Origin of the sequence: Endozoicomonas arenosclerae, from assembly GCF_001562015.1 — a bacterium.
GTDB lineage: Bacteria > Pseudomonadota > Gammaproteobacteria > Pseudomonadales > Endozoicomonadaceae > Endozoicomonas_A > Endozoicomonas_A arenosclerae.
Window position 1 is genome coordinate 1 of the sequence record NZ_LASA01000150.1, and the last position, 18,893, is coordinate 18,893.

At 47.1% G+C, this 18,893-nt stretch carries 24 protein-coding genes; 12 read left to right on the top strand and 12 right to left on the bottom strand.

What is annotated here, in order from left to right:
• A partial coding sequence (locus WG89_RS33015; protein WP_172806672.1) for a transposase family protein occupies positions 1 to 151 on the bottom strand: 151 nt, incomplete at its 3' end.
• Between the two features lie 475 nt (positions 152 to 626).
• Between WG89_RS33015 and WG89_RS22825 the strand changes: the two genes are divergently transcribed.
• Positions 627 to 1,805 carry a hypothetical protein gene (locus WG89_RS22825; protein ID WP_153301770.1) on the top strand — a complete coding sequence of 393 codons (1,179 nt, stop codon included), beginning with the start codon at positions 627 to 629 and terminating at the stop codon, positions 1,803 to 1,805.
• 256 nt (positions 1,806 to 2,061) lie between these two features.
• Here WG89_RS22825 and WG89_RS22830 read toward each other — a convergent pair whose 3' ends face one another.
• Both WG89_RS22830 and WG89_RS22835 read right to left on the bottom strand, forming a co-directional pair.
• A complete protein-coding gene (locus tag WG89_RS22830) occupies positions 2,062 to 2,970 on the bottom strand; it encodes a DMT family transporter (protein ID WP_153301771.1) in 909 nt (302 codons plus the stop codon).
• 106 nt (positions 2,971 to 3,076) lie between these two features.
• On the bottom strand, positions 3,077 to 3,787 hold the full coding sequence (locus WG89_RS22835) for an AraC family transcriptional regulator (RefSeq protein WP_062270054.1): 711 nt from the start codon (positions 3,785 to 3,787) through the stop codon (positions 3,077 to 3,079).
• A 311-nt stretch (positions 3,788 to 4,098) separates the two neighbouring features.
• Between WG89_RS22835 and WG89_RS22840 the strand changes: the two genes are divergently transcribed.
• Positions 4,099 to 4,449, top strand: coding sequence for a hypothetical protein (locus WG89_RS22840; RefSeq protein WP_062270021.1), 351 nt, complete (start codon positions 4,099 to 4,101; stop codon positions 4,447 to 4,449).
• A 266-nt stretch (positions 4,450 to 4,715) separates the two neighbouring features.
• Here WG89_RS22840 and WG89_RS22845 read toward each other — a convergent pair whose 3' ends face one another.
• Genes WG89_RS22845 through WG89_RS22855 form a run of 3 tightly spaced genes read right to left on the bottom strand, consistent with a single transcriptional unit; the run spans position 4,716 to position 6,355 of the window.
• The gene (locus WG89_RS22845; protein ID WP_062270022.1) at positions 4,716 to 5,519 is read right to left on the bottom strand and encodes a hypothetical protein; all 804 of its coding nucleotides are present in this window, start codon (positions 5,517 to 5,519) and stop codon (positions 4,716 to 4,718) included.
• Between the two features lie 7 nt (positions 5,520 to 5,526).
• Positions 5,527 to 5,829, bottom strand: coding sequence for a hypothetical protein (locus WG89_RS30585; protein WP_153301772.1), 303 nt, complete (start codon positions 5,827 to 5,829; stop codon positions 5,527 to 5,529).
• Positions 5,830 to 5,857: 28 nt separating this feature from the next.
• On the bottom strand, positions 5,858 to 6,355 hold the full coding sequence (locus WG89_RS22855; protein ID WP_062270024.1) for a zinc-ribbon domain containing protein: 498 nt from the start codon (positions 6,353 to 6,355) through the stop codon (positions 5,858 to 5,860).
• A 344-nt stretch (positions 6,356 to 6,699) separates the two neighbouring features.
• Between WG89_RS22855 and WG89_RS22860 the strand changes: the two genes are divergently transcribed.
• The 5 genes from WG89_RS22860 to WG89_RS22880 all read left to right on the top strand — a co-directional run bounded on the left by WG89_RS22860 (position 6,700) and on the right by WG89_RS22880 (position 10,326).
• Positions 6,700 to 7,098, top strand: a complete 399-nt coding sequence (locus WG89_RS22860) for a cytochrome b562 (protein ID WP_079253999.1) — start codon at positions 6,700 to 6,702, stop codon at positions 7,096 to 7,098.
• Complete coding sequence (locus tag WG89_RS22865; RefSeq protein ID WP_062270026.1) at positions 7,082 to 7,585, top strand: cytochrome b/b6 domain-containing protein; 504 nt, start codon at positions 7,082 to 7,084, stop codon at positions 7,583 to 7,585. Before WG89_RS22860 ends, WG89_RS22865 begins: the two co-directional genes overlap by 17 nt.
• Before the next feature lie 37 nt (positions 7,586 to 7,622).
• Positions 7,623 to 8,459, top strand: coding sequence for a glycoside hydrolase family 25 protein (locus WG89_RS22870; RefSeq protein WP_062270027.1), 837 nt, complete (start codon positions 7,623 to 7,625; stop codon positions 8,457 to 8,459).
• Complete coding sequence (locus WG89_RS22875) at positions 8,456 to 9,352, top strand: hypothetical protein (protein WP_062270028.1); 897 nt, start codon at positions 8,456 to 8,458, stop codon at positions 9,350 to 9,352. The genes WG89_RS22870 and WG89_RS22875 overlap by 4 nt, the downstream gene beginning before the upstream one ends.
• Before the next feature lie 92 nt (positions 9,353 to 9,444).
• Positions 9,445 to 10,326: an ROK family protein gene (locus tag WG89_RS22880; RefSeq protein WP_062270029.1), complete on the top strand. Its 882-nt coding sequence runs from the start codon at positions 9,445 to 9,447 to the stop codon at positions 10,324 to 10,326.
• Position 10,327: 1 nt separating this feature from the next.
• Here WG89_RS22880 and WG89_RS22885 read toward each other — a convergent pair whose 3' ends face one another.
• The gene (locus WG89_RS22885) at positions 10,328 to 11,125 is read right to left on the bottom strand and encodes an alpha/beta fold hydrolase (RefSeq protein WP_062270030.1); all 798 of its coding nucleotides are present in this window, start codon (positions 11,123 to 11,125) and stop codon (positions 10,328 to 10,330) included.
• Positions 11,125 to 11,616: a cupin domain-containing protein gene (locus WG89_RS22890; protein WP_062270031.1), complete on the bottom strand. Its 492-nt coding sequence runs from the start codon at positions 11,614 to 11,616 to the stop codon at positions 11,125 to 11,127. Before WG89_RS22890 ends, WG89_RS22885 begins: the two co-directional genes overlap by 1 nt.
• A 243-nt stretch (positions 11,617 to 11,859) precedes the next feature.
• Between WG89_RS22890 and WG89_RS22895 the strand changes: the two genes are divergently transcribed.
• From WG89_RS22895 to WG89_RS22915, 5 genes are all read left to right on the top strand, one after another.
• Entirely contained in the window at positions 11,860 to 12,225 is a 366-nt protein-coding gene (locus WG89_RS22895; RefSeq protein ID WP_153301774.1) for a hypothetical protein, read from the top strand.
• An 84-nt stretch (positions 12,226 to 12,309) separates the two neighbouring features.
• Positions 12,310 to 13,026 (top strand): ZrgA family zinc uptake protein, encoded by a 717-nt coding sequence (locus tag WG89_RS22900; RefSeq protein WP_172806898.1) that lies wholly within the window; start codon positions 12,310 to 12,312, stop codon positions 13,024 to 13,026.
• A 1-nt stretch (position 13,027) separates the two neighbouring features.
• Positions 13,028 to 13,777 carry an ABC transporter ATP-binding protein gene (locus WG89_RS22905; protein WP_062270034.1) on the top strand — a complete coding sequence of 250 codons (750 nt, stop codon included), beginning with the start codon at positions 13,028 to 13,030 and terminating at the stop codon, positions 13,775 to 13,777.
• Entirely contained in the window at positions 13,777 to 15,039 is a 1,263-nt protein-coding gene (locus WG89_RS22910) for an ABC transporter permease (protein WP_062270035.1), read from the top strand. The genes WG89_RS22905 and WG89_RS22910 overlap by 1 nt, the downstream gene beginning before the upstream one ends.
• A 77-nt stretch (positions 15,040 to 15,116) precedes the next feature.
• Positions 15,117 to 15,656 (top strand): DUF3299 domain-containing protein, encoded by a 540-nt coding sequence (locus WG89_RS22915; protein WP_062270036.1) that lies wholly within the window; start codon positions 15,117 to 15,119, stop codon positions 15,654 to 15,656.
• A gap of 45 nt (positions 15,657 to 15,701) precedes the next feature.
• Here the strand turns inward: WG89_RS22915 and WG89_RS22920 are convergent, their stop codons facing one another.
• The 4 genes from WG89_RS22920 to WG89_RS22935 form a co-directional block, all read right to left on the bottom strand.
• Positions 15,702 to 16,865 (bottom strand): lipase family protein, encoded by a 1,164-nt coding sequence (locus WG89_RS22920; protein WP_062270037.1) that lies wholly within the window; start codon positions 16,863 to 16,865, stop codon positions 15,702 to 15,704.
• Positions 16,866 to 16,901: 36 nt separating this feature from the next.
• Positions 16,902 to 17,318, bottom strand: a complete 417-nt coding sequence (locus WG89_RS22925) for a DUF6795 domain-containing protein (RefSeq protein WP_062270038.1) — start codon at positions 17,316 to 17,318, stop codon at positions 16,902 to 16,904.
• A gap of 210 nt (positions 17,319 to 17,528) precedes the next feature.
• The gene (locus tag WG89_RS22930) at positions 17,529 to 17,825 is read right to left on the bottom strand and encodes a hypothetical protein (RefSeq protein WP_062270039.1); all 297 of its coding nucleotides are present in this window, start codon (positions 17,823 to 17,825) and stop codon (positions 17,529 to 17,531) included.
• 284 nt (positions 17,826 to 18,109) lie between these two features.
• Complete coding sequence (locus WG89_RS22935) at positions 18,110 to 18,793, bottom strand: spondin domain-containing protein (RefSeq protein ID WP_062270040.1); 684 nt, start codon at positions 18,791 to 18,793, stop codon at positions 18,110 to 18,112.
• Positions 18,794 to 18,893: the final 100 nt, after the last annotated feature.

The following is an 18,893-nucleotide window of genomic DNA, read 5'->3' on the forward strand; positions in this document are numbered from 1 at the left end:
CCATGTCTTGCCACTCGTCCGCTCCACATATGACTGCGCATACAGCAATGATAAGTATATCGAGCAGGTTGTGATCACACATGCCGGGGCAGCGAGGATCAGGAACTTTGGCTAAAAAATCAGCTAGTGGCTGGTACTGCTTGGCTTCCATGCGGATGAACTACTCTAGGAGACTCGAATAAACTGGATAGAGAGTTTACAAGAAATTTATCTTCGAGTGTTCAGATTGATGCAATTGCCCTGCACTGAAACACGAATCTTTTCATCCAACGGCACAAGTAACACTGGAAGATCAGCTTAAAGCCACTCCCACTCATGACTTCGCTGGAATTCTTGAAATTCTGGATAAACACACTGACTTTAAGGCCAGCGTAGCCGATCAAAGAGCAGCATCTGATCAGATTTGTGTATCAACTCACTGGCCAGAGCCCATGAGGGTACAGCTGATCGAGCTAATTACAATGAAATACCCCCCTGAAAAAACTGCAGAACTCGCTGCTTGCATCTTTAAGCCTCAAGAGTCTGTTTGGAGGCGCTTCATAGAACTTGCAATCCAATGTTCCAGCGACCCGGATATCAAAGAAAATCTCTGGTTAAGATTTTCGGATGTTAAATGCGCACCTGCGATGGACTATCTACTAGAGCTGGGCGCAGACATCAATAAGCTCTGCTCTAATGGATTGAGTTACCAACACAACCTTCTTCTGTGTGACCCCAATAATTTTTCATTTAAATTTAAATATCTCAACAGCATCGGTATTGATTGCAAGCAGTGGCTTAACTCAAGAGACTCAAACGGCACTCCGGTGTTTTTCAACTCCGACCCTGCATTAATTTGTAGACTGCCAGAAGCCGGTGCCGACTATTCTCTGCGGGATAGCCACAACAACACGATTGCCCATAGCTTGATTCTAAAGACCGGGACCCTCTCAAAAGCAGATTATTCCTGGCTGGAAAAACATCAGGGCATTGATTTACAGGCTAAAAACGATGCTGGTTACAATATTACTGACTACCGACTTCAAAGTATCATGCACAGGCAGATGTTAAGCGATAATTTTACGCCTCAAGACGTAGAGACCATGAACACCTTGCTTCAGCCTGATTACCCTACTCCACCTACTACAGCCGGTCTCGAAAAGGTACGGGTCTGGTCCTTGAATAACCTTCAAAAAACCTTTCCAGATCACAACCTGTCTCACCTCTGCCTTATTGTAATAAAGGAACCTGGGCAAGTTGACAGCCGTCCCTTGTGCGAAACCTTTCCCATGCATTCCAGTACTTATGAATTAGATGTCGAATCAAACACCCTCACCAACACTGGAGACTCTGATTTCCAGCCTCAAGATGCTCTGATCGTAGTGAGCGCTCATGGCAGCTCCACTTCAATATCGAATCATTCAGGCCAACAATTGTCAGAAGCCATCATCAGACAATTAAGAGCCCTCACTGAACCCGGACAGCCCCTACCACAACAAATCATTTTGAACAGTTGCAGTACCGCAAACTCCGTATGGAAACAATACGATCCACTCACAGCCCTGTATTACCGGAAAAATTCTATGGATGAGTTTGCCAGTACCTGGACCAGAGAAACGGGGGAGAGTGTTTCAGTCACTGGCTATACTGGCACAGCATGTGAAAGTAATGGCCATATCCTGAAAGTGGAATTGGACGAACATGCACGGAGTTTACCATTATATCTGTTTAACCGGTTAGCCTATGGTAATGACTTGCCAGGACAGAAAGTAACTACATTCATGACTCCACAGGGCACTATGAGAAAAGTCACCAGACCTGTTTAATTCTGCTGCATTATGAGTCGAATGTTTGGCTGGCCTTAAAATGTATCCATTTATAGGATACTCAAACAAGGTCATCCAAACATTATCCCCATAAGACTCAACCCTTTAACCCAGCGCGCCCAAAAACAAAAGAATCACAAAATTGTATGACTGTACCTTTACTTTTTAATTTACCAAATGCGTGACTGCCCTTTAAATTTGTCCCTTTTATTTTACAAGCATGAGCTGATGAAAGATTAGCAACCAGGGGACTTGTTCACTCCTTCCCTTTGGCTTGTGCAAACAGACAGACCATTATCAAGACTATACCTATCGCTCCTTGGGTATTAATCCGTTCCCCTACCACAACCACAGCCAGCAAACTGGCAATCACGGGTTCAGATAAGGTAAGCAACGTTGCCTTACTTGCGGCGATAAAACGCAGACCATAGCCAAAAGCCAGATAGCCCAGAAACATGGGGATGGTAGCCATATAAACGGCAATCACAGTATTAGTAGTCGAGGAAAAAAGATGGTCACCAGTGATCACTAACGATGGCAGCAACAAGACTGTAGCGACTGCAAACTGACTCGACATTGCCGCTTTTGAGTGCAGACCATGTTGAATCAGACGCTTTGTACTCCATGAGTAGAACGCATAAGTCAATCCTGTCAGCAGACCTAGCATTACGCCAAGATTGTAGTTCTGTGCAACAGAGCTTGCCTGAGCACTATGACCTTCGCTCAGTGCCAGCAGTGCAATTCCCAGAATGCCTATGGCAAAGCTGAATATCCATCGTCGGGAAACCTTGGTTTTGCTAATCAGTCCTTCCAGCAGGGCACTCCAGAACGGGGCACTGGCCAGTGACATCACCGAGCCGACTGCAACACCAGCATAATCCATCGAGGAATAAAAACTCATGGGATAAACGGCTACAGCGAGACCACCAAAAAGAACCAGTGACTGCTGCTGTTTTAATAGACCCCAATCCCTTTTCAGATAGTTCCACGAAGATAATACAAGCAGAAGCCCTCCCACCCCCATAGCAAAGGCACCTGTTGCCAGCGGACTGACCTGATGAGTAAAACTGGCAGCGGTGCCGGTGGTTCCCCACAAAAGGCAAGCGATTAGAATGGCGGCGGTTCCCTGCCAGTCTTGTGTTTTTATCAACGAGATCATATGCATACAGCTCTCTCCTTGCAATTTCGTTTCCGATTGAGAGAAAGTATACCGGCAGGTTAATAAGAGTACTTTGCCAAAAGGACGCTTTTATGGAGTGTTCAGATGCTTTTCAGTCTTTAAAAAAAGCTTTGGGAGAAAGCCCGAAGTAGCTTGAAAAGCGGCGGCTGAAGGAGGACAGATCACCATAGCCCACCAGTTCAGCCACTCGTTGCACGGGGTGATCGGTGTGCATCAACAAAGCTTTTGCCTTTTCCATTCGTACCTGAGTAATGTACTTCAGGGGACTGGTAGAGGTTTGTTCACGGAACACTTTTTTAAACTGGGTTGGACTCAGGCAGGCGACTTCGGCAAGAGCGTCAATGGTCAGGTTCTGACTTAGGTATTCGGTGATGTATTCCTGCACCTGACGTATGCGCGCACTTATCTGGCGCTGGGGTTCCTGCTCAGCCAGTAGCAGCGAGAAAGTGTTCATCATCGACTGTTCCAAGCCAGGATTCACCTGATGTTCCAGCTGCCTCTCGATAAAATCCAGATAACTGATCATAGGAGGAGAAAGGGAAAATACAGTCCAGCGAACGCTATCATCTACCCAGGGTATATCACTCATATCGGCCACAACGAACCGGGCATCGGCATTAGCTCGAAAGTGGTGTATTTGTTCGCAATGAATAAATACACATTCACCTGGCATTACCTTGCCAGAATATTCAGGCATTTCGATATGTATTACCCCTTTAAGCGGCAGAACGAGCTGGTGCCACTCATGAGTGTGGCTACGGCTTTCACGGGTGTAAGAGCGGATCGAGAGGGTGTTCTTCATGCCAGAGACTTCCATGCTGAAAGTTATCCTGATAAAGACATTCTAGGGTCATTACTCCAGATTTAAAAGGCTGCCATTTTCTGTTTATAACAAGTAACTCTGTGACTGTTTTTGAATCATAGCAATCAATAATTTTTAATTTTTCAACGCTTCATAGAACTTTTATTACCGTTAGCCTGACTAACAGCGACGTTATTACTTTCTATTTTTTTTGGTTGTAGTGTGAATAACACTTAACGGGATCAAATCAATTCCGATAAGCGACATTAACCAAATATTACTCTTTTATAGAGAGTAAGGAGAAGTAAACTATGAAACTAGTACCAACATTTGTTAAAGCTGCTGTTTATGATTTTAAACACGACAGCGCACTTAAAGCGGCTATAACTCTGATGACCCTCGGTATGTTCTCGGGAAGAACCGTTGCCAAAATGTCTACAGAAGTAAAAAAGCTTATCCCCGAATTTGAAAGGAATAAAAACAGGCTAGAGGGTAATAATAAAAGTCGTGCTGCTGCTATAGCTCGAGAAATGAAGCCTCATATTAAAGTTATTCTCTTAGGAGATCTGGATAAAGCGAGAAGCAATATAGAGACTGAAATCCGTGAGCTTCAATCAAAAATATGGTGGTTAGGAGGAACTATTAACCAAAAAACAGGCTAAAACAATGGTAGCTGATTTCATGTGATCAGCTACCTGCTGATCTTTACCATCCAGGTGAGCCCTGCAGGCACATGAGCCATGCAGTGATAATAAGGTGTCGATCCTGGATCAATCAGACTGCTACGGGCTCGGGTCATAAGGACTCCTGTTTGAAATGATGAACATCAGCAACAGGAAAAAAGTAGTTCAACCGGTCAGTTAGTCAAATGTGTGGCTGTCCCATAAACCATAAATCAATAAATTTCAATTACTAGCCGTCATTTCACTCATTGACCCGCATCCTTTGCGGCCTTGGCTGCTTTGGTCTCATCCCAGAGCTGTTGCAACCTTGGGCAGAGATCGTCGTACATTTCGTCCATTTTTTCGGCGAGCAGAGCCAGGAATTTGGGGCGGGTTTGGTTGGGGTCGGGGAAATCACGCTCTGGTTTGAACTCTACCAATTGAGACAAAATTTTTTCTATAAAATAAGCGCTGCTGGCCTTATTATCAGGTTCATCTCTATCATTGTGTTCAAAACATTCATCTGATATTTGTCGCCACAAACTCCAATAATAATCCGGACGTTCTAACCATTTAGGCCAATCGCGTCCCCGCCCTCGAAATAAAAAAAGATTAATGTGATGATGAGTTATGCTGAAAACTTCGAATGGATCAAGATCAACAGTAACTATTACTTTCTGAGAACCAACTGGAACACGGCTGGTCACTTTATCTTCAAAGGTTTCCGTTAAAAAGTAATCCCATAAGGCCAATTCATAAGGAGCAATGTGTGGTTCACCAGAGTCATCCCTAAAATTCTGTAGCACCAAGTTCTTAAACTCTGAGCTCCTAATAATGACTTCTTTTAGAATAAAGTCCCAAGCTTCTTTCGTTTGCAATGGAAAATATACCAGTTTCCCAGAGTCCTCATTCTTATAAGTATCAATAGACTCTCCCGAAAAGAAGTAGTGTTTTAAATCCTTCAACTCGTTCCTTCGAAAAGTCTCCTTCAAGTCCCTTTCTATCAGTTTCCAAAGTTCTTCTCGTTCATTTTTCCAAGTCTGATCTTTTGTAAAGCTTAAATCCAACATTTGACTGTTACTCCTTACCTACCAGTTCCAGTGCATCTATTGCTGAGTCATAGTTAAGTGATACTAAACCTGATAAGAGATCATTCAAATCTGCATACACTATATGAGCATTGGTATTAATACTTGTGCCCATATTCACTTCAGCAAACTCCTGTTTCGTTCCTCCTTTAGCACCCCCTTTTATCGGCAGGCTCATATCACCACGTACTGTGTGATTGTTTCTTGATGCATCTGATGAGTCACCAATGTCTACACTAATAGCATTCCTTGACTTTCCTGATGAAGATAATGAAGATAAAAGGACATCCATTCATATTCCCCCCCTACAACCAAAGCAACTAAACACCAACCCTTAATTTGTTTTCATCCCGTATATAACCCAACTGAAACAACTCCATTGCTATCTGTTTCAACTCTCTGCTTTCAGATTTCTTCCTGTCTGTCTTTTCAGTAAGTTGTTGATACCGCTTTTGCATCCAGCGAATTTCCTGCTCTTTCTTTCTACACTCAATACATTGAGTGCACTGTGCATCCACCCAAAAGCCCAGCTCTTCAAACCAGAACCGTTGCTCCCTGGCAAAAAATATGAAGTATCTATGACAGGTCCTGCACCGCTCTTCAATGTCCACATAAATAGTACGAGGGTAGATCGCATAGTTCTGTTTCGAGGTATCAGCGACTATGGCTGTTTCTGGAAAAAACCGGACGTTATCGTAACTCCAGTGGCCACAGATAATGGCATGAACAGGAATCTGATTATTGGAGGGAATTGGCTCACTTCCGTATCTTGGATGCTTAACGTAGCTTCTTTTTTCTTGCTTCTTTCGCTTTTTCATATCCTGATAGATGACAGTTTTGACGGCACACTACCGTCCTGAGATCTGTTCAATATTTACCCACTGAACCTGCCCTATTCCCTCTGCCACCAGCAACTCCATGCTGTTTTTTTGCGAACTATTATGCCAGCGTCTTATGACTACTGATAGGTATATACACCTAAACTCAAATAAGAAATTTTCAGCTGATCTGTCGAGACATCACTCCATCTACCAAAGAGAGGAGCACCAGGTGACCCTCAACCCGACCAAGCCTTTGGATCAAAAAGTTTTATTCATACAGTCTTCTTATTTCTTTCCTGAGTCATTATGATGCTTCAGCGAAAATATTTATTCAGGAAGTTATGATGAAATCGCTCGCCAAAGCACTCTTTATTCCCCTGGCACTGTCTGCTTCTTTCATGGCGGCTATGCCTGCTTCAGCTCATGCACACGAAGACCATTCCATTGAGCTGAACGCTGAAATGAAAAAAATGGGCTTCAACTTCAAGCGCTCTGGCTCTGCCAAGTCCATCGAGGATATGCAGAAGTACGTAACTGAGTTCCGTACCCACGCAGAAAACGCCAAAAAAGCAGGACTTGAAGATGCGCCTGTCGCGTTTCAGAAAGGTATTGATCAGCTGCTGACCGGTCTGGCTGGTGTTCAGGCTGCTCTGGACAAGGAAGACCTGGATCTGGCCAAGCAGAGAATGAGAAAACTGAACGACATCAAGAAGAAGTACCACCGTGAGTTCGACGTCTAAACGATTTCGATGGCCACGCACTGTCCAGTTGATTCACTGGACAGTCGCCGTCCTGTTCCTCAGCAACCACTTTCTGGTTGAGGGGGGAGACCAGTTCCATGAGTATTTTGGCTGGAGCATTCTTGCCCTGGTTTGCCTTCGCCTGCTTTACGGCATCACGCTGGCACCTAAGCCTGCCCGCCTTAAAGACATCAAACCTTCCTTCGCCGGTATTAAACATCACCTCCATGAGTTGAAAACCCGGCAAACAGGCGAAGACGGTCATAACCCGATGGGAGCCATGGCCGTCTGGCTGATGTGGATCACTCTGGCACTGGCTGCATTCACTGGCTGGCTGCAGGATACCGACTTCGGCTTTGAACACGGTGTTTATGAATGGCACGCCATGCTGGTTAACGGCCTGTACTATTTTGTGGGTCTACACCTTGTAGCCGTCGTCATCACTTCCTGGCGAACGCGAAGAAATCTGGTCAAAACCATGATCTAACGGCCGACATTAGCAAGAGCTGCAGAAAATATTCTCAGTGATTGTCGCACCGATTACATCATGCAGTATCAACGGTTCAAAGGATGGAACCCTGATGCCCCAAACCGCCAGACGCTACGGCCTTTATTTATTGGACGCCCTGCTGTTGCTAGCCATTTTTCACTGGCTTCATAGCAGCGCCTCACACCTTCTTAATCCATCAAACTCCAAACCAGCACTTCAAGTCAGTTCTGACAAAACAGCCAATACACCCATAGAACAAAAAACGGCCGCTACCGACCTGCTGGGAATTGATGTTTCTCATTATCAGGGGAACGTTGACTGGGAAGAGGTGTCCGACGATTTTCACTTTGCTTTTATTAAAGCAACAGAAGGCACCGAGTATACCGACCCTGACTTTATTCAAAACATGAATAATGTTGATGATACGGACATGGCTTATGGGGCTTACCACTTTTACTCCCCCGATGAAGACGGGCTGGAACAGGCCCGCCACTTTATTAACGCTACCCAGAACATCAAGTTCACCCTCCCTCCCGTACTCGATGTAGAAGTTGCACCGGATGATGATGTTTCAAACTTCCAGCAAGCCATCAAAAGCTGGCTGGTTTATGTCGAAAACACTATGGGTTGCCGACCCATCATTTATTCTGACAAGAACTTCTGGGATGAGTATCTCAAAGAAGCCTTCAGTCACTACACCGTCTGGATCAGCGATTACAGTGACGAGGCATCGGATGTAGCCAGCATCAACTGGGCGTTCTGGCAGTTTACCGATCAGGGAAAAGCTGAAGGCGTTTCCGGCTTTGTGGATCAGAGCCGCTTTAAAGGCAGCGAACAATCATTACTTGCATTGGGAGATTGTCAGATATGACCAGCCAGACTCATACCCTGACCGCCAACAAACGTTCCCTGTGGTTCAAATACTTCCTGCTTCTATTAATGCTGATGCTGTCGGTGTTCACCTCCTGGTTAGCCAGCAACGGACAACTGGCTTCTCTGGATGAATGGCTGATGGGTAGCCTTTTCCAGTCCAACGATGCCTTTATAGACAGTGCCGAGGATCGGGCTGAGTCCATGACACTCACACTATCGGAATTACATGCCGGCCTTCTGGTACTGCAAAGCAGTGAGTTTGGCATCAGCTTTTTTGTCGACGCCAATATTCAGCTGGGTAATGTCATTGCCCAGGCTTCCGACCTGGTGGCTTTCGGTAGAAACTTTGCCTTGTTCAATCTGGTAGCCCTCCACCTCATCGACAACACCCTTCAGCTGGTTCAGTGGTTAACTCCGTGGCTGATCCTGACAGCAGAAATAGGGTTGGTGGCTATTTTAATTGCCGACACCTGGCTGTCAGCCAAAAATCGCTGGCATATGTCGTTGATTCGTTTTGGTGAAGGCGCGGTTATCACTGTATTACTTCTGGTGGTGATCTTTCCTTTCTCGATCCATATGGTCAGGCAATCCAGCGAAGCCGTAACCGAATCCCTCTATCAGGAAAGCTATCAGGCTGTAGTGAATACTCACGACCACATTCTGGGCGGTTCCAGCGCCGCTTCGATCAAGGATGATGCCAGCGGCTCTTTAACCCAGTTCAAGAATGCCCGGGTTAAACTGTCAGAAAAGTCGAGCTACCTGGCCAGCAACCTGACCCGTTATGTGGCAGTCACCATGATGGAAGTGTTCCTTCTGCCCATGCTGTTTACCCTCTTTCTGCTGTGGCTGACCCGCTCCATTATTCGAAGGCATGCCCATTGGAATCATTAATGGCTTTCAGTTGTGCTTGCCCAAAGGCGAAATGAAACCGATTTCAACTGTGTTACCATAGTAACCAGAACCCCCATTAAAAGAAGAAGAATATGTATCTGGCCATCGACCTGGGAGGCACCTTTGTTAAACGGGGTCTCATTAACGACCACGGTCAAATTATTAAAAACGACAAGGTACCTGCCCCCAGGGAAAACATCAGTGACTTTTATGACCTGATCCAGACGTACCTCGAATCCCTGCCGGAAAAACATCAGATAAAAGCTTTAGCCTTGAGTGCACCGGGCTTGCCTATGGATGACGGTACGATTGCCGGTTGTTCAGCACTTACTTACCTGCACGGCCCTGATATTAAAAACACTCTGCAAAGTTTGCTCGGCATACCGGTATTTATTGAGAACGATGCCAACTGTGCTGCCCTGGCAGAAGTCTGGCAAGGTAAAGCGGCCGACTGCAACGATGCTCTGTTTGTTGTGGTGGGAACAGGTATTGGGGGCGCCATCATCAAAAACAAAACACTCCATAAAGGTGCCCACCTTTACGGGGGAGAATTTGGGATGATGATTCAATACGACCACCAGACACAGTCCATCAAAGGGTTCAGTGAACTGGCGGCAACCGGCGGACTGGTAAGAACGGCATCAGAACGTTTAAACCGAACGGTAACAGGCGAAGACATTTTCCAGTTGGCGGAACAAGGGAATGTAATCTGCCAGGAAGTTATCCAGTCATTTTACGATCATCTGGCCGTGCTGCTGACCAACCTTCAGAGTGTTTATGACCCGGAAAAAATCATCATATCCGGCGGAATCACGGAACGGCCTGCCTTCAAAAACGAACTGCTGCAATCTTTAGACACTATTAACCAGCTTAGAGGTGCGCTGTCGATTAATGTGACTGTGGATATAGCCCGGTTCAAAAACGACGCAAACCTTATTGGTGCGGTGTATAACGCCATTCAGTCCAGTAACTGAATCAGCTGGCATCATCCAGAAACTGCAAAACGGCCTGATTGAACGCTTCTGCCCTGACCTGCGGATAAAAATGTCCGCCACGGGAGAAGAGTTTGATCCGGGCATCCGGAATACACTCCACCAACTCTTCCTGCATGGAAGTCGGTGTCACCATATCGTCGTCCGCTCCCATCACTAATGTTGAGGACTGGATATTCGACAGGAACTCAAAGGTTTCAAACACTGGTAGCACTTCCATTCGGGCCAGAGTAGCCACCTGATCCGGCATGAGTCTGGACACATCCTGTTCAGCAACTTCCAGCAATTCCGGATGCTGCCGCAGCCACCAGGCAGGATAAAGAAACAGTGGGTTGGTCTTCAGATAGGCCAGGGCCCCAAACTCTTGTAAATAAGCTGAACGTAACTCGTGCAAGCGAAGAAACCTGAGATCCGGCTTGGACCATGTGGAGCTCAACACTAACCGCCCCACCCGATCAGGATGATTCAGAGCCAGTGTCTGGGCAATAGCTCCTCCCAGTGAATGGCCGACAATATCGGCCTCTTCAATATCCAGCCAGTTCATCAGATTTAATAAATCCGTCACCATATGGTCGATGGAAATGTCCCCCTGGTTCAGAGGACTCTTCCCCGAGCCTCTCTGATCATAAGTGATCACCTGATGAGCCTCTGCGAAAGCTTCTCTCTGACAATGCCAGAAAGAAGCATTGCCACTGAGGCCTGTGATCAATATCAGGGGTTTGTCTTCACCGGCTTTTTCAAAATACAGCGGGGGTTCATTATTGATTTGAACAAACGACATTACTCCCCCTCCAGTTTGCCAAAGGCCGTTTCCCTCTCAATGGCTTCAACATCCTGAGGTCGGGAAAAAGATGCTGGAACTGATTCACCCGGCTTTTTAGGCCGACCGATTCGTGCAAAAAAACTTGCCAGCCCTTCCGGCATAAACACCCAGAAAAACTTCAGGGGGCCCTTACCGGTATTGGTGAACTTATGCCGACCATGGGGGGCCAGATAAATAGTGGTACCGCTGCACATGGGATACTCCTGGCCTTCCACCAGGGCAATCCCTTCACCCTCAAAAACAAGAATGAGTTCTTCCTGGTCGTTGTGCTGGTGTTCTCGCACATAGCCACCCGGGGAAACCACCTGAATACCTGTCTCAAAACGACTGGAAGCTATCGAGCTGTGTTTTGAAACCCGTAGCTCAACAAAACCGTTTGCGGGCTCAGGCTGCCAGAAGGATTCTGCCTCACCGGGCAAGAAGACACGGGATTGCTTGGGCTCGCTCATTCAGGTCTCTCCAGATTCGATTCTGCCAGAGCCCCATTATAGGCTGTACATTTTTCACCCCGTTATAAACCTACTCCACCCGAAGGGCGGCGAACAAAAGCTTCGCTCTCCAAAATCTCTGTGTTGAATGGGTTCGGTTAAACGCAAATGATTTCATGTTATAGCATTGCTTTTTGTTAGCTCTTTAGAGAATAATTCAGGCACCTAAAACAGATGTACAAATAACACGACTGAATGCTGAATATGAGCCTGATAAAGACAGCGCACAGACAAGGCCGGAATGCTTCACGCTTCTGCCTGATGACTGTCGTTTATTTATTAGTCATCCTGTACACCGTCAGCCACACTCACAAAGTCCATGAAGATTTCAGTGCCAAGGCTCACAGTCTGTCTACTGAAGAAGCACTGGATGATCATGCCAATCACTGGCATTCAGACCAGCATCATTCGGCAGCCTGTCAGCTCATTTCCCAGGCACCGCCATCACTGAATCTTCTGTCTGCAGACAATGCACTCTGTTCACCTTTCAATACTGTTGAAAAAGTCAGTTCCGCTTCGTCGGTAACACCCACTAAAAGGCTGACCCGCGCCCCGCCAGTACTTGTCTGATCACCCCAATAAACAACGAACTTTATTAATGTGTTACCAGACGAGTGAAAGAATATGCGCCTTCTTACTAAACAGGTTACCGGCATGACCAAACTGGCTTCCGTGATTGCCTTTGGCGTTCTGTCCATGAATGCCTCTGCACAGGTGTCCACAACTAATGAAGAGCCACGTCACGTTGACGCCCACGTGCATGGCCACGGCGCGCTGAACTTCGCGGTAGAAGGTTCTGAGGTTCATCTTGAACTGAAAATGCCAGCCAATGATGTTCTGGGTTTTGAAAGTATCACCAACGACAAGCAACGCCACCAGCTACATGAAGCTCTGGAAAAGCTTGAAGCCTCCAGCCTCTGGAGCATGACTCCAGCCGCTTCCTGCAAGCTGGTAAGTGCAAAAGCCAATGCCGGTGCTGAATCCCATGATGACGAGCATGACCATCACGATGATCATGGACACCATGATGAGCACGCCTCTAAGGATCACGATGACCATGGGCATCACGATGAGCACGCCTCTAAGGATCACAATGACCATGGGCATCACGATGAGCACGCGTCCAAGGAACATGATGATCATGGGCACCATGACGAACATGGCCATGAAGGTCACGAAGGTGAAGGTGGGCACATGGACATCTCCGCGACGTATGTCTTTGAGTGCGGCAATGCCAACCAGCTGGACACCATCAGCACCTCTTTGTTTGAAGTGTTTGAACGCAGTCAATCCCTGAGCGTACAGGGCTTTACCCAAAAGGGTCAGGCTGCAGCAGAAATGACCAAAAACAATCCTGAGGTGCGTTTCTAAAATGACCGCTCCCCGCTCTAACGTGGTTGAACTCAGCAACATTGAGTTCAGCTGGAAAGCAGGAATTCCGGTTCTGGATATTCCTGAACTGACCGTTTCCAAAGGGGAAAAGGTCTTTGTCCGGGGCCCATCAGGCTCCGGTAAAACTACTCTTCTGGGATTGCTCGGTGGCGTCATTACCCCGGAGCGGGGACAAGTCAATGTACTGGGGAACGACATTAGTCGTTTTTCCCCGGTACAGCGCGACCGTTTCCGTGCCGATCATGTTGGCTTTATCTTTCAGATGTTTAACCTGATTCCCTATCTGTCTGTGATCGAGAATGTCACCCTGCCCCTGAGCTTTGCTAAAGGCAGGAAAAGCAATCTCGCCAGTAATGCTGCCAGCGAACAGGATGAAGCAAGGAGGTTGCTGAAACATCTGGAGCTGGATGATTCTTTACTGCACCGCCCTGTTACAGAACTCAGTATTGGTCAGCAACAACGTGTGGCTGCAGCCAGAGCACTGATTGGCAAGCCTGACCTGATTATTGCCGACGAGCCAACCTCCGCGCTGGATACCGATACCCGGGAAGCCTTCATCAATCTGTTGTTTGCCGAATGTGAAGCAGCCGGTAACACCCTGCTGTTTGTCAGCCACGATCAGGGTCTTGAATCTTTATTTGATCGCAGTATTGCGCTCAATGAAATTAACCGTGCCAGCAAAAGCAAGACCGCCACTCCTTCTGTAAATAAAACGATGGAGGTGGCCTGATGTCTATTTTAAGCCTGGCTTTAAAAAGCCTTAAAAACCGCAAAACCACCGCTCTGCTGACTATTTTCTCCATTGCTGTCAGTGTTGCCCTGTTACTGGGTGTTGAGCGTATCCGGGTAGAAGCCAAAAACAGTTTCACCAACACCGTCTCCGGAACCGACCTGATTGTCGGTGCCAGAAGCAGCTCCATGAACCTGCTGCTCTACTCTGTGTTTCATATTGGTAACGCCACCAACAATATCACCTGGGAAACCTATAAGGATCTGACTTCGGACCCTGCGGTGAAATGGTCTGTTCCCATTGCCCTGGGGGACTCCCACCATGGTTATCGGGTAGTGGGCACTTCCCACGGCATGTTCAATCATTTCAGATACGGTGACAATGAATCCTTGCAACTGTCTGAAGGCAAACCCTTTGAACAGTTGTACGACGCCGTTCTGGGCTCAGAAGTAGCCGCCAGTCTGGGCTATGACATCGGCGAAAAAATCGCACTGAGTCATGGTGTTGAAAGCAAGAGTCTGCAATCTCACGATGACAAGCCCTTCACAGTCACTGGAATATTGAAACCCACCGGCACGCCAACGGACCGGGTCATCCTGATTTCCCTGCAGGGGATTGAAGCCCTGCATATCGACTGGGCCAACGGTGCTCCCCCCATTGCAGCTTTCTCTGTTTCTGCAGAACAGGCCCAAGCCATGAATCTGCAACCCACCAGCATCACAGCCTATTACGTTGGCCTTAATTCACGCATTTCTGCTTTCCGTTACCAAAGGAAAGTGAATGAATACCGCCAGGAAGCCATGACAGCCATCCTGCCCGGGGTTGCCCTGCAGGAACTCTGGCAACTGGTAGGCACAGCAGAAAAAGCACTGCTGGTCGTATCCGTCATGGTGGTTTTTGCCGGTTTGATGGGCATGCTGACCACCATTCTCACATCTCTCAATGAAAGACGACGTGAGATGGCTATTCTCCGCTCCGCAGGAGCAAGACCGGTTCACATTTTCACTTTGATGATCACCGAATCCGTTGTCTACGCCATTGCCGGAACCCTCCTGGGCTTCCTGATACTTTACGGGCTGCTGTTTGCTGTTCAACCCGTCGTGCAACAGATGCTGGGGCTTCATTTAGCGATCAGTTCGCCAGGCACCTTTGAATGGTCCCTGGCCGGAATGATCATTGTCTGCGCCATTGTTCTGGGCATGATCCCGGCCTGGCGCGCTTATAAAAATTCACTCGCCGATGGTCTGACGATAAGAGTCTGAAGGAGCCTTAAGCGAAAAAAACTTTTTCCATCATTCCAGGTGGTGGAAAAAGTTTCATGACAAACAGGAAAAAGACTATGAAAACAGGAAAATCCTTAGTGCTGACGGCACTGCTGGCAGTAATGCCAGTGGTGGCTGTTCAGGCCAAGCCGGTTGAAAAACCGGCTGAAAAGCCAGCCGCCAAAGTGGAAGCAAAAGAGATCACCTGGGATGAGCTGATGCCCGCCCCGGATCAAAAAGTCATTGATCGCTACCAGGCTGGCAAAATGGAACGGGCTGATGTGATCGCTTACCTGGATAAGCTGGGTCAGACCCCCGTTGAAAAACTGGACAAGCGCACGGTAAGAATTCCGGGTTATCTGGTGCCACTGAATCTGGACAAGGATCAAAAGGCTACAGAACTGCTGCTGGTTCCAACCATGGGTGCCTGTGTACACGTACCACCACCGCCGCCTAACCAGACCATCTATGTGAAATACAAAGATGGCATCAAGGTTGAAGAAGCAGGCTATACCCCTTATTGGCTGGTAGGCGCCCTGCACGTTGAGACCAACCAGTCAGAATATACAGAAACGCTGTATGCCATGACTGTGGATACCCTGGAAGTCTACAAGTAAGACTTGCTCGATGGATTAAGAACCCTGAACTGACTACCAGGGTTCTTAACCGGTAATAAAGTCGATGGATTTCTGCACCAGCTGACGGACATAGTTTGACAAGGCATTCAGCACATAGCGGATAAACCGCATAGTCATGTCTTTACCTTCTCGGATACCGATCCCCAAAGCCCTCGCCATTTTTTTCACCAGACTGATCACCCAGCCGGAAACAGCCTCAGCGGCACTGAGTCCACGATTCAGAATATAAGCCAGCTGATCAAGCAGTGTGGTTCCAGCCCCAAAAACAGTTTGAATCGTTATCGCAACGGCTTTGAGTACTTTCCTGATTACAAAACTGATGGCATAACTGAACATTCTCAAAGTATTGGCGGTCAGACTGACAAAGCTGTCAGACGACAACCATCTTTCTACTGCTGAATCTTCAACGGATTCATCATAAAGGGCTTCCAACACTTCCCAGCTCTTACTGCCGACACTGTTAATGTATTGAGCCATCTTATGATATTCCGGACTGATGAACTGTCCGGGGCTGGGAATGGAGTAAATGCCATCCTCCTGCAAATGCATAAATGGCCAGATAGGCACCATGGGAATAGGATCAGTACGGTGGTAAACCCGGAAGATGTTGCCTCCCTGCATCTTGTCTTCAAAACGGCGGACAAATCCTTCCAGACCCACCCTGGGACAGCCAAAGGTGTAAAGGTTTACCTGACTGGCTCGCCGGGTCTGCATAGCCCACTCAGCGGCAAGACTCGCCAGCGCACCGCCAAGACTGTGGCCAATGCAATGAATGGTGGTAATGGGGGTTTTCTGCCGGTCGAAGAACTGTTCAAGCTGGGGACGAATCGACTTGAAGGTATTATTGAAGCCCAGGTGAACGGTATTACCACCCACTGAGCTGGAGAACCCTGCATTCAAATCGGTCAGTACGTCATAACCCGTTGCCGTTCCTCTGAGAATGATAAAAGCATCTCTGGAATAAACGCCCTTACCCTGGGAAACAATACCAAACCCGCTGGTTTTATTGATAATCAATCCACCCGCTTTCCCTTCCAGCTTGTTCTCAAGGCCTAAATCAAAATATTTTTTATTGGCTTTAAGAATCAGCTTCAGGTCAGGGTTCGTATCGGGATCAAGGTTGGCATTTTTTAAGATGTAGACGTCCGATGCCATTTGACTGACAATACTGGCCGATAGAACAGACATTTTGGAAACTCCCTTTCATACAATCCCGGTTTTTTATTATTCGAATGTACAGCGAGTATCGAGCATGCTGGCTCCAAATCGATGAAGCTCTTCTTCTTCCTGGTTCAAATCACATTTAAAAATACCCTGTTTGCCCCCAAATTCGTCATTGGGTGCTTCGGTTCGCTTTGCTGCGTATAGAATTTCATAGGTCTCCCCCTCTACATCCAGCTTGATCTGGGTAGTGGCGACAAACTCCAGAGGCAAAAGACTTCGGGTGATGGAACGCATATAGAGTTCAGGTAACTCAAAAAATCCCTGTTCATCCGTGGTGGCGGAATCGCTTTCCTTACCGACATTATGCCAATCCACTTCACGGACAACGCGGGCATTTTTCACCGGCTCCCCGTTTTTCATGACCTGAACTTTAATGGCTGAAGCTATGCAGGCTTTCCCTGCATCAAAAATAGACATGGCAGTTCCTGCGGTAGAGAAAGAGATAAAGAAGAAGATGACAATCAGTCTAGCGAGTAGCTGACTTTTTATTATTGGTTTTATAACCACCATATTGAGCACTCATAAAGACTGACTCGGGATGAGCAGACAGAATGCCACAGGAGAATTGAATAGATCAAATGTACAGAATGTGACCCGCTTCACTTTATTTTAATTAAAGCAATCATCTTAGTGAGACCACTCTTTGAAAATCCATTTCAGGTAACCTAAAAAATGCATGGCCGAAATCACCGCAACCAGCGCAATCACCAGACACGTCAGGCCGGAAATACCAAAGTAACTGCCACCAAAAAGCCAATACAAACCAAAAATGGGGATAGGGTAGCCCACCATACTCAGCAGTAAGAAGATCTGCCTTTTGGCATCACCATAAGGGTTATCAAAGGCTACAGGCGACATCATTAAAATCATGGGCCAGCCCAGCAGAAAAAATGTGACCAATATATCCAGCAGCATCCCAATCATTTTTATTATTTATCCTGTGCATTGAGCCTCGATATTATTTGAACAACCGAACGCTGTATAGTGTATTTCTTACATCACCAGGTACAACTATCTCCTGGTGTTCATCGCTTTAGGACTTATCTGAAATTAACTTTCCTTGTTGAAACCCACTCAAAACCCGTTCGGGCTGAGCCTGTCGAAGCCCAATACCTCCGCCCTTCGACAAGCTCAGGGTGAACGGAGTCCAAGTGTAAATCGGGAAGTTATTTCGAGATACACCCCTGGTCATTCTCAATAGCTACCGGTTATTTGTAGACTCTGCGCACAGTCACTGTGGCAACAGATTCTCTCCAGTCGTAGGCAGAGCGAGCCAGGTCAGCTTCTCCGTGAATACCGGCACTGATATGAACAAAACCTTCACCACTTTCACCCGCCGACACTCCAGCACCACCACAAACCGGTCCGGGAATGTTTGCGCAAATCTCATCATTCGGCTCGGAACCGGCATCATAGGCAGAGGCACGGTAAGTTTTTGAACCGTACTTAGGCAGTTTTACACCACTCAGGGAGACAAAAGTATCGTTGGTGGGAATCAGCATAGCGGCAATACTGAGGCGCTTAACGCCATGACCGGCCTGAATTTCAAAAGTAGTAGACTGGCCAGGATTCAATAACCCTGCTGTGGAAGCCGTTTTACTGACACTTCTGTAGGCGTCATCCAGAGCTGTTTTCAGAGGATTAATGTCTCCCCCTTCAGCCAGCTGTGACAGCTCATCAGAAGCAGGCTGACCCAGTTGGAACAAACGGAAGCTGTTTCTGTGGGTAGCGGCAAGAATCGGAGTAAACGACTGTCCACGAGTAATATTGGTCACTGTCACTTCATAAGTGGCAGCAGCCTGAGGGTAGTAACCTTTAAAATGATCCTCTGCCAGAACAGGCTGAGAACCCAAAAGCATACCTGCAGCAACAGCCAGAATTGTTCTTTTCATGATGTTTATTCTCGTCGTCCATAATAGTTTTTTAAGCAGCCGATCATGGCTGCATGATGAAGACAACTGCCTTCATTCTTTAACTACGAGACGCATCAAT